A 9,721-nucleotide genomic window follows, 5' to 3' on the forward strand; every position below is an offset into this window, starting at 1 on the left:
CCGGCGATGCACGCTGGTCAGCTCCGTCGACGTCCTATCCCTGCCTCCATGCCTCGGGATGCACACCGGTTACGCCCTTGAATACGCGCACCAGGTGAGCTTCGCTGGCGAACCCGCACGCGAGAGCCAGTTCATCCAGATCGGCTTGCCGATTTCTCCGCAGCAGGAACTTGGCGTGCTCGACCTGATGCTGGAGCAGCCAGCGGTATGGGCTGACCCCGGTGGTTTGACGGAAGGCTCGCAGAAAAGCGCCGGTGGGAAGTCCGCACTCGCTGGCAAGGTCGGACACAAAGATCTCGCCGTCCAATCGAGAGCTTAGAACCTCCTTGGCGCGCCGCTCTTGCCATGGCGCCAGACCCGCGAGCGTGCAAGGAATTACACAGCTGCCGACGCCATAGGTCTTCAGCGTATGCGCCGTCGCCGCAATCGCCAGATGGTCGATGAAAACTTGGTTGGCTTCCTTGGGGCGCTGGAATGCCGGCAGCAGGGCTGTCCCCAGTCCGCTGAGCACGGCATCCTCCACGCCAACGCCGGGCTCATTGGCGAATTCGTCTACCCGACCACAGCCTTCCATATCGGCGATGACATCGAGAGCGGCCCGCGGGACGTAGAAATGCAGTGAATGAAAGGTGCTGATGCCGTTGGCGATCGGATTGGAGCGCAAGTCGTAGATGCTGACGCTTCCCGCTCGCAAATAGCTGGTCGGCACCTGCCGGTTGTCGATGAAGAGATCGTGTTGTGGGCAGTCCTGAAGCTGCACCGTGATCAGAAAGGCGTCCTCATAGGGGATCGGCGCTGTGAGGCCGTGGTTGGCGATATCGCACTTGATCTCGGTGACGGCGATCTTCGACTTTCGGAGGGAGCGCGTCACGAATGCGGGCGCTCGCTTGAGCTGGAAGGCATCTGCGAGCCGCTGGCCATAGGCGCCGCCTTGGTCCGTCATGTGAGACCTTTCTGCAAGCGATGCCGCTATTTGCACCGCCCTGCAGAAAAACGATTGTCAGATTCGTGCAGGCTTTGACCGTTTCGACCATGAGAAATCTAAGACGTTAGTCTAGATTTCGGCGCCACACGCCGGGGCTGACACCGGTCAAGCGGGAGAAGACCCGGGTAAAGTGGCTTTGATCAGCGAAACCGCAGGCAAGGGCGACTTCCGACAGTGACAGCCGTCTCTCGCGCAGCAGGACCTTGGCCTCGTCCACGCGTTTCTGCTGAAGCCATTGGTGGGGTGATAGACCGGTCGATTGCCGAAATGCGCGGGCAAAATGACTTGCCGATATGCCGCAATCATTTGCCAAATCCGCCAACGAGATGTCGCCCTGAAGACTAGCGGCGAGCGTCTCTTCGGCCCGTTTCAACTGCCAGGGTGCCAATCCGCCGCGCGTTGGCCGGATTTGCGAAACCATGCCGCCATACATCTTGGCCACGTGAATGCCGACCGCGAGCGTGACGTGATCCACAAAGATACGGCTGGCTTGATCAGGATGCTCGAAAGCCGGAACGAGCGAGGAAGTCAGCGCGCGTATGATGGGATCATCGACCCCGACGCCGGGCTGATAGCGAAGTTCGTGAATGCGCCGCGCCTCTGCGTTATCGGCAATGATGTTGAGTGCACTACGTGGAAAATAGAAATGAACGCAGTGGCAGGCCTTGTTGATGGTGAATTGCGGACTGCGCTTGAGATCGTACAGCGTGGTCTGGCCGGCTCTGAGAGAGGTGAGGGGAGTGGTGCGCTCGTCTTCAAAATATTCGTGAATGGGATAGTCGACAAAATGATAGCCGATCAAATAGGCATCTTCACGAACAAGCGGTGCAGATATGCCATGTTCAGGGTTGTCCGAGCGCAGCTCTGTAACCGCGATACTGGTATTGCGCAGTGAACGCGAAACGAATGCGGTAGCCTTGGCCCGCAAGCGCTCACCAAATCTGTCCCCGTAACCGCTGCTCTTTTGCATCCCAAGTCTCAGCTGCTTGAGTTGCTTTGCCGGCTAGAAGGTTAAGCTTGCGCGGCAAGGCGCTCTGTTTGAAATAGGCGTACGGATTCTTGTAGGGCGCACGATACTGCCTGCGACGGCGAACGACAACGATCTTTGTCGTTCTAATAGACATTAGTCGCGGTTTCGACGCCAGGCACCAGGACCAATTCCGACAAGACGTGTAAAGACGCGCGTGAAGTGACTCTGATCGGCGAATCCGCAGGCGAGCGCGATCTCTGAGAGCGACATTTTGCGCTCGGAGAGCAAACTTTTTGCCTGGTCGACGCGGCGCTGCAGGAGCCACCGATGTGGCGAGAGGCCGGTGGATTGCCGAAACGCCCGGGAAAAATGACTTGCCGACAAGCCGCAATCGTTTGCCAGGTCGGCCAGAGAGACGTCGCCCTCCAAGTTAGCCCCCAGCGTGTCCTCGGCGCGCTTCATCTGCCAAGGTGCCAATCCGCCGCGCGAGGTCGTGGCGACTGAACGCGCATCCCCATATGTCTTGGCGACATGAATGCCAACCGCCAATGTGACATGCTCGACAAAAAGGCGGCTTGCTTGTTCGGGATGCTCGAAAGCCGGCACCAGAGAGACGACCAATGCCCGCAGAATGGGATCGTCGACACCGGCACCGGGTTGATACCGCAATTCCTCGACCTTCTGCGCGTCCTCACCTTCCGCGATAAGGTTCAACGCGACACGCGGAAAATAGAAATGAATGCTGTGGAATGGATTATTGATATAGAACTGCGGGTTGCGCTTCACATCGTACAGTACCGTCTCACCGGTCCTGAGCGATGTTACTCCCGCAATTCGGCCGTCCTCGAAATACTCATGGACTGGATAGTCCCGCAGTATAACCGCCACCAAAAACGCATCTTCGCGCGTAAGGGGCGCGGACAGGCCATGTGGCGGATTGTCGGCGCGGACCTCGGTTGCGGCGATATTGGTGTTGCGCAACGAGCGAACAAACGAGGTGGCTTGCGCCCTCAGGCGTTCTCCGAAAGATTGGCCGTAAGCGCTGCTCTCTTCCATGCTCGACCAACCGAGTTGTCGTCAGGCGTTCAGAGCCGCTGATTTACGGACCATGAGCGAAGCCCCGTGAGCCAAGCTCCGTCCCGGCGGACGCGCGACGGCATCCACCATTTAGGCAGTTTTATACCATTGGTGTCTTTACCGATCTTGCTGATTTTCGCTGCCCTTGGTTACTGGGTCTTTCGGCGATATTTGCCCGGCGCCAGGCCGAAGGCGCGGGTGAAAGCGCGGGTAAAGCTCGACTGTGAGGAAAAGCTGCAGATCAGGGAGATTTCCGCAATCGTTGCGGCTCCGTCGGCCAGCAATTCCTTTGCCTTCTCGAGGCGGCATTCGCGCAGGAAGCGATGCGGGGATTCTCCTGTGGCTTTGCGAAAAGCCCTGGAGAAGTGAAACGGGCTCAGGCTCGCAACCTCCGCCAAGTCCTTGAGACGGATAGTGTTATGCAGGTTGGCCGCGATGAATTGCATGACGCGCCGCAAACGGCGGTCGTCGAGCGCTCGCGACGCAGACGATCTATCGCGGCGCGCAGGCATGGCTATTCCGTTCGGCGTTGCGAATCGCGTTGTTCAAAGGTTGCTGCGCGGTCGCGTGGTGGCGGACCATTTTCCATTATCTCCCGTCGGCTGCCCCCGCTTTGCGGGGCACCGGGGCGGGAGGTAGCGACCAGGGTGCAGCGCAAACATCACGGAGAACCGTGAATTGTGCAGTCACGGACGCAAGCGTCTGTATTGACAGCGGAAATCTGCCATCGCAGCATCAAGGCTCCTCTGCATCAAGCTGGGAGCGCCGGATGTCGTTACCCCAGGCAAGTCACACGACAGGCCTGCGAGGCGCTCGCTTTTCGCCCCCGCGAGCGCCGGCCACGATGGTCGAGCGGGCGCACCTGCTGGGCCTGATTGGCGAAAGCGTCGCGCAGCTGACGCTGATCTGCGCCCCGGCCGGTTTTGGAAAAAGCACGCTGATGCAGCAATTGCGGCGACGCTTCCAGGCGCGTGGCATCGCTACGGTCTGGCTGCTGGTAGAGCGGGCTGACAATCAGCTCGGTCGCTTCCTGCAATCGTTGAAGGGGGCAATTCAGACGGCGTTCGGGGAGCCTGTCGCCAGCCCGTCCATGGAAACGCCCGCGACAAATGCGAATCCGGTACAGGGCAGGGCAGCTGACCTGATCGAACGACTATCGCTCTCCGACGCTCCAATCGCCCTGTTTTTTGACGATCTCGAACTAATCGTTGATGAGAGCGTCTGGGCCTTCTTGCAGCGTCTGCTGGCTGATCTTGACATGCATCATCGCGTCGTTCTCGCCAGCCGCACGAAGCCGCCTTTGGCGCTCGGCCGGCTGCGCGCGTATGGCCAGCTTCTTGAACTTGACCAGGCGGAATTGCGTTTTACACCGGAGGAGACCCAGACGTTTCTTGAACGTCAAAACATCGGCGTTGCAGCAATCCGGGCGCTGCAACAGCACACGGAAGGGTGGCCCGCCGCGCTGCAGCTCGCGGCAATTGCTGTGAACGGCAGATACGGATCCGATGCGCTGCGGGCGATTTCGGGCGCGAGCGCAAGTGTCGCCGAGTATCTGGCGCAGGAAGTGCTCGACGGTCGACCGGGCCCGCAACGCGATTTCCTGCTGCGTTCCGCCGTTCTTGGCCAATTTTGTGCTGAGTTGTGTGACGCTGCGCTGGAGCGAGGCGATAGCAATGAGATGATCGCGCAGATCGTGCGCGACAATCTTCTCCTCGTTCCGATCGACGCGGAGGAGCGCTGGTATCGCTATCATCCGTTATTTGCGGATTTCCTGCGTGTTCGCATGGCGCAGGAGAGACAGGGCGAGTTGCAGCCGTTGCATCGGCGCGCGGCCTGCTGGACCTCCGCCCATGGTTTCATGAACGAAGCCATTACACATGCGCTGTCGGCAAAGGATCACATGTTCGCCGCCGATCTGCTCGCAGCATCGGCCATGGACAATCTTCATTCCGGCCGGGTGGCGGACACCGCACACGCCATTGCACTGCTGCCCGACGCCGAAGTCTACCGCCGGCCGGCGCTGCTGCGGGCCGCGGCCTTCGCGGCGATCTTTGCCCATCGCTATGATGCTGCCAGACGATACATGGACGTCATTGAACGGGCTGATGAGGTTGGAACGGATGGCGATGATGAGATCGTTGCCATGCGCCTCATGATGCTCGGCTGGACCGACGGCATTCCCGACTTGCTTCGAGCCGTTGATGAATTGCGCAACAGATCGTCGCATTTCGGCCGGTTCACGGCGGGGCTCGCCAGCAATGCGAGCGCTTTCTGCCATCTTGCGCTCGGGCGCTACGATGAGGCGCAGCGCGCGCTCGCGCAGGCGCGCGAGGCCTGCGAACCGATCGATGCGCTGTATGTCTTGAGTTATAGCGCGTGCTTCGCCGCGGCCATCGAACTTAATCTCGGGCAGGTCGCGGCCGCGCGCGCAACGCTTGAACGTGCGTTCAACCGGGCCATCGCGGGCGGCGAACGCTATGGCGGCGCCGGCGCCGTCGTCGCGACCTACCTTGCGGAGTGTCTCTATGAAGCCAATGCGCTCGACGCCTGTCAGGCGCTTGTCGATGACTACATGCCGATCGTGATCGAGACCGGCATGCCGGATCACTTGATCGTGCTGCATCGTATTGCGGCGCGACTGCACTTCTTACGCGGACACGGCGATGACGGCCAGTCGCTGCTGGTGCAGCTCGGTGAGATCGGTGCTCGCCGCGGCCTTCGCCGCCTGACTGCCGCTGCATGGCTCGAGCGCTCCTACGCATCGTTGCGGAGCAACAATAATGAAGGTGCGCGCCGCGCGCTCGCCGCCGGCAGCGACGCGGCTCTCTGGGACAGCTTTGGTGCGTTCAATCCGCACGCCGGCGAAATCGACGACGTCATGATTGCCGGACTGCGCCTTCGGCAGGCGACAGGCGATAGCAATGAGACGGTTCCGGAAATCCGCGCCGAGCGGCAGCGCGCCGAGGCAGCCGGACGTCGACGCCGGGCGTTGCGGCTGTTGTTTCTTGAGGCGCAAGCGCTCGAATCAGGCGGCCGACGACGTGAGGCCAGCGCGGCGTTCGATGAGGCGGTGATGCGCGCTGCGGACGGCGGGATGGTGCGGGTATTCGCCGACGAGAGCTGGGCGACTGAGCCGCTTGTGGTTCGTTCTGCCGTCATGAGGGAGCCGCGCACGGTCGGTTTGTTGCGCGAGCTCAAGGAGCCAATTGCCGCGATGACGACGACGGCGCTTCGAGATCGCAGGGCTGAGGTAACGGGAAACGCGGTTCGGCTTACCACCCGCGAGGTACAGATTTTGCGATTGATCTGGAAAGGAGGCTCGAACAAGGCGATCGCCCGAGACCTGTTCTTGACCGAAAACACAATCGAAACGCACCTGCGGCGCATCTACGAGAAGCTCGGAACGCGCAAGCGTACGCAGGCTGCGGCCATTGCGCGTGAAGCCGGTGCGATTTAGTGCAGAAGAAAAGTCATCATGCTCTAATGCGCGTTAGGCCAACCTTCCAGCGCCTGTGCGAGGCAACCGACCAGAGTTTCTGCTTCAAAAGGCTTGCGGAGGAAAGAGGCGGCCCCGCTCGACATCGCCCTTTCTTCGAGATCCGGCTCGGCGCGCGCGGTGATCATAATGACGGGCACGGCGCCATGATGTAAGCTGAGCTGCCGTTTGAGTTCGAAGCCATTCATCCCGGGCATCTGGATGTCGGTGATTGCGCAGGAAAACCGCTCGAGCTCGTGGGACGCGAGGAACTCTTCGGCGGAGGCGAACGCACGAACATCGTGGCCAAGCGATCGGATGAGGCTCGCGAGTGCGTCGCGCATGGACGGATCATCGTCCACGATCGAAATGAGATGTCCGTTCGCCATGCTGCAGCCCCTATCGAGCCGACCTCAAGCCAATCTCCACCCGGCATTGCGCGCTGTTGCTTGATCGTTCTCCGGAGCTTCCCTCAATCTGATCGGCTCTTCAGTGCGTCCGCCATTCGAACAAGGTCGGCCAGCGAACGGGCGCCCATCTTTCGCATTGCGGCGCCGCGATGGATCTTGACCGTCACTTCGCTCAGACGGAGATCTGCGGCGATTTGCTTGTTCATCTTGCCGGCGGTGACCAATGCCATGACTTCGCGCTCCCGTGGCGAAAGCATCGCATAGCGATCGACGACGGCAACCGCTTGGCTTTCGCTCGCGCGCTGCAACCGATTGCGATTGATGGCGGCGGTTACCGCGTCGATCATGTCCTGGTCACGGAACGGTTTTGGAAGGAAATCGACCGCGCCCGCCTTCATGGCGCGGACGGTCATTGGAATGTCGCCATGGCCGGTCATCAGTACCACCGGCAAGCGTATCCCGAGCGTCGTAAGCTCTTCCTGGAAATCCAGTCCGCTCGCCCCCGGCAGGCGGATATCGAGCACAATGCAGCCGGGTTGTTCCGGTCGCTCCGCGCTCAGAAATTCCTGGGTTGAACCATAGGTCCGTGCAGTCAACCCGACCGTGCGAAGCAGGCTGGCAAGTCCAGCGCGCAGCGAGTCGTCGTCATCGACGATGTGAACGAGAGGGGGCTCGTCTGACACCTGGGGCATCTCAAATCCACCCGGCAGGAGGATCACACTCAATACCATGATGCCGGCCATCGGCATCATCACACGAAAGTATGATCGATGGCCAGAAAAGCGTGCCGCGTCATCGAATCTCCGGCCGCCCGTCCACAATGAGGGGGCGACCAGCGAGGGCATCGCCCGATCGCTCCGCAAGCATTTTGTATGAAACATGCAAGTCTTGTTCGAATTGATCATTCGATTGGCGCCACCGCCCCGATCGTTTGCAAGAACGAGGGTGGCAGGATCACCCGTACTCACACCAAGGTGTGAGACAATCAGACCCATGCACGATTGGCGCCGGGTGGCGAGTTAATCATCCTCGCCCACACGCTCAACAATGGGCCGACCTTCGCAGAACGGCTGGTCTCTCGTATTCGCTACAGAAGTGGCAAGAAAAGATCTAACAGGGGAACGCGAGATGTTCAAAGCGCTGGATGAACGAAGAAACGAGTCTTCAGTGTGGAGGTTGCAAGCGCCGGCCACAGATGGATGTCCGGAGGTCTCGCCGTTGCGACTTTTCACGGTTGGCTCGGCTGACATGGCAATCGCCCTTCCTTCCGGTCCCCATGTCCGGGGCGGCCTGCCCCCAAGGGTGTTGCGGAGGGTGCGCGAATACATTGATGCGCACATCGAGCAGCGGATCAGCGTCGAAGCGCTGGCCAAACTCGCAAATCTTTCAGTTTGCTATTTCGTCCGCGCCTTTAAGCAGTCCGTGGGCCTTACTCCACACGACTATCTGGTTCGCCGCCGAGTGGAGCGGACGATGGAGCTCTTGTCGGAGACGGATCTGTCACTCTCTGAGATCGCGCTGGCGGCCGGCTTTTCCGACCAAAGCCATTGTGCGCGGCGCTTTCGCCAGCACGTCGGCATGTCACCGCGGGACTATCGCTGGTCGATACCGTGAGGCGTTGCCGTCGTTAGAGCGTGATGACTTCGGATCGTTATCCCGCCTGACCTTCCATTTGAGCATGATCCCGGCTTCCAGAGTGTCGAGATACTCCCGGACGGATCGATACCGCCATAGCGACCAAGATGACGAAGGATGCCTACAAGCAAGGAGAAAAGGACGAGGATCTTTTCGTTCTCGTTGCTGGTGACAGGGATTATGTGCCGACGCTGCTTGAACTCGCTGAGGATGGATTTAAGGTCGAAGTCGTGTTCTGGGGGCATTGTGCGCGAGAGCTTCGAGACGCGGCGTCAAATTTCATCAACCTCGACCCGCATCTCGAAAACCTTCGCTGTTAGTGCGTGCGGATGATTATTGCTTAACGTGATCAAGGTATAGGTCGGCGACCCGCATACGATTACCAACCGGCAAGCCGACTGCGAAATCTAGCCGGTCGCTGGTGATGGGTCCACTCCCTAAGGGTGAAGTGAACCGTTTGGACCTTGCGAGCTATCTTGGTTCGCTGAGTGGGGCGGCGTTCTTTCTTCGCTGCGACGCTCGCGACGCGATCGTTAGGATTAATGGCGACGCTGTAGTAACACCATCTCATCACAGATCTTCCCGTAGACCTTTGAAGACGGGGGTCACACCTTCGCCGCCGATTTGGCGCGGTATCGATCGGGGGCAAGCAGCTTCGCCTCAACACAGTTGCCCTCGTGCGCAATCCGCTTCGACTATGGTCTTGCCCGTCAGCGATATAGACAACTGTGAGGTGTTGCCGCTAGACGGTGGGAGTGCGGCAGAGCTCGCCGGCTACCAGGACGCTGCGCACTCCCAAGGAGCGGCCGCGGTGAGCGAGGCCGAGATCGACAAGGCCGAGCTCGCAGGGCAGGCGAGTGGCGTTTCGCCTGATTGAGCAGCGGAGCCGGCAAGGGATGTGTCGATCCTTCGTGGTTCGACGCTACGGGGCCCACGCAGCAATCCAGAGCATTAACCCAGACAGCGGGGACTTTGGTAGTGCGTGCCGTTCAGACGGTTCTTCTTGTGGTGCGGGAGCAGCCCGGCGACGCTATTAATGACGGGCGCACTGCATGCTGCATTCACCCGGCGGGGCGCTGGAGCTTCCGGCTGCAGGAGCCAAGTTCAAGATTTTTGGCGCTTGCTCAGAAAAGCACCTCTGTGCAAGACAATTGTTCCCGAAAGCGCAA

General features: G+C 60.1%; 10 protein-coding genes. 4 read left to right on the plus strand and 6 right to left on the minus strand.

The window, feature by feature from the left end; genetic code table 11:
- Window positions 1-34: 34 nt before the first annotated feature.
- From CWO89_RS06675 to CWO89_RS06690, 4 genes are all read right to left on the minus strand, one after another.
- Entirely contained in the window at window positions 35-943 is a 909-nt protein-coding gene (locus CWO89_RS06675) for a helix-turn-helix domain-containing protein (RefSeq protein ID WP_130577839.1), read from the minus strand.
- A 106-nt stretch (window positions 944-1,049) separates the two neighbouring features.
- Complete coding sequence (locus tag CWO89_RS06680) at window positions 1,050-1,955, minus strand: helix-turn-helix domain-containing protein (protein ID WP_130577840.1); 906 nt, start codon at window positions 1,953-1,955, stop codon at window positions 1,050-1,052.
- Window positions 1,956-2,108: 153 nt separating this feature from the next.
- Entirely contained in the window at window positions 2,109-3,011 is a 903-nt protein-coding gene (locus CWO89_RS06685) for a helix-turn-helix transcriptional regulator (RefSeq protein ID WP_130577841.1), read from the minus strand.
- Window positions 3,012-3,181: 170 nt separating this feature from the next.
- Window positions 3,182-3,478 (minus strand): helix-turn-helix domain-containing protein, encoded by a 297-nt coding sequence (locus tag CWO89_RS06690; protein ID WP_165421029.1) that lies wholly within the window; start codon window positions 3,476-3,478, stop codon window positions 3,182-3,184.
- A gap of 398 nt (window positions 3,479-3,876) precedes the next feature.
- On the opposite strand from CWO89_RS06690, the gene CWO89_RS06695 reads away from it, so the two are divergent.
- Window positions 3,877-6,489, plus strand: coding sequence for a winged helix-turn-helix domain-containing protein (locus tag CWO89_RS06695; protein ID WP_165421030.1), 2,613 nt, complete (start codon window positions 3,877-3,879; stop codon window positions 6,487-6,489).
- 23 nt (window positions 6,490-6,512) lie between these two features.
- On the opposite strand, the gene CWO89_RS06700 is transcribed toward CWO89_RS06695, so the two are convergent.
- Together CWO89_RS06700 and CWO89_RS06705 are read right to left on the minus strand one after the other, a co-directional pair.
- The gene (locus tag CWO89_RS06700; RefSeq protein WP_130577844.1) at window positions 6,513-6,896 is read right to left on the minus strand and encodes a response regulator transcription factor; all 384 of its coding nucleotides are present in this window, start codon (window positions 6,894-6,896) and stop codon (window positions 6,513-6,515) included.
- A gap of 83 nt (window positions 6,897-6,979) precedes the next feature.
- On the minus strand, window positions 6,980-7,609 hold the full coding sequence (locus tag CWO89_RS06705; protein ID WP_130577851.1) for a response regulator transcription factor: 630 nt from the start codon (window positions 7,607-7,609) through the stop codon (window positions 6,980-6,982).
- Window positions 7,610-8,045: 436 nt separating this feature from the next.
- Between CWO89_RS06705 and CWO89_RS06710 the strand changes: the two genes are divergently transcribed.
- The 3 genes from CWO89_RS06710 (at window position 8,046) to CWO89_RS45740 (ending at window position 9,429) form a co-directional block, all read left to right on the plus strand.
- Window positions 8,046-8,531, plus strand: a complete 486-nt coding sequence (locus CWO89_RS06710) for a helix-turn-helix domain-containing protein (RefSeq protein ID WP_165421031.1) — start codon at window positions 8,046-8,048, stop codon at window positions 8,529-8,531.
- Between the two features lie 104 nt (window positions 8,532-8,635).
- On the plus strand, window positions 8,636-8,872 hold the full coding sequence (locus CWO89_RS06715; RefSeq protein ID WP_283813513.1) for an NYN domain-containing protein: 237 nt from the start codon (window positions 8,636-8,638) through the stop codon (window positions 8,870-8,872).
- Between the two features lie 413 nt (window positions 8,873-9,285).
- Window positions 9,286-9,429: a hypothetical protein gene (locus tag CWO89_RS45740; protein WP_165421032.1), complete on the plus strand. Its 144-nt coding sequence runs from the start codon at window positions 9,286-9,288 to the stop codon at window positions 9,427-9,429.
- Window positions 9,430-9,721 lie beyond the last annotated feature (292 nt).

The sequence above is a fragment of the Bradyrhizobium sp. Leo170 genome (assembly GCF_004296405.1).
Classification (GTDB): domain Bacteria; phylum Pseudomonadota; class Alphaproteobacteria; order Rhizobiales; family Xanthobacteraceae; genus Bradyrhizobium.

Bases quoted from the DNA above. Each gene is read 5' to 3' on its own strand.
- CWO89_RS06695 (WP_165421030.1), top strand. From the start codon at position 3,877: ATGGTCGAGCGGGCGCACCTGCTGGGCCTGATTGGCGAAAGCGTCGCG.
- CWO89_RS06680 (WP_130577840.1), bottom strand. From the start codon at position 1,955: ATGCAAAAGAGCAGCGGTTACGGGGACAGATTTGGTGAGCGCTTGCGG.
- CWO89_RS06675 (WP_130577839.1), bottom strand. From the start codon at position 943: ATGACGGACCAAGGCGGCGCCTATGGCCAGCGGCTCGCAGATGCCTTC.
- CWO89_RS06710 (WP_165421031.1), top strand. From the start codon at position 8,046: ATGTTCAAAGCGCTGGATGAACGAAGAAACGAGTCTTCAGTGTGGAGG.
- CWO89_RS06690 (WP_165421029.1), bottom strand. From the start codon at position 3,478: ATGCAATTCATCGCGGCCAACCTGCATAACACTATCCGTCTCAAGGAC.
- CWO89_RS06705 (WP_130577851.1), bottom strand. From the start codon at position 7,609: ATGCCCCAGGTGTCAGACGAGCCCCCTCTCGTTCACATCGTCGATGAC.
- CWO89_RS06685 (WP_130577841.1), bottom strand. From the start codon at position 3,011: ATGGAAGAGAGCAGCGCTTACGGCCAATCTTTCGGAGAACGCCTGAGG.
- CWO89_RS06700 (WP_130577844.1), bottom strand. From the start codon at position 6,896: ATGGCGAACGGACATCTCATTTCGATCGTGGACGATGATCCGTCCATG.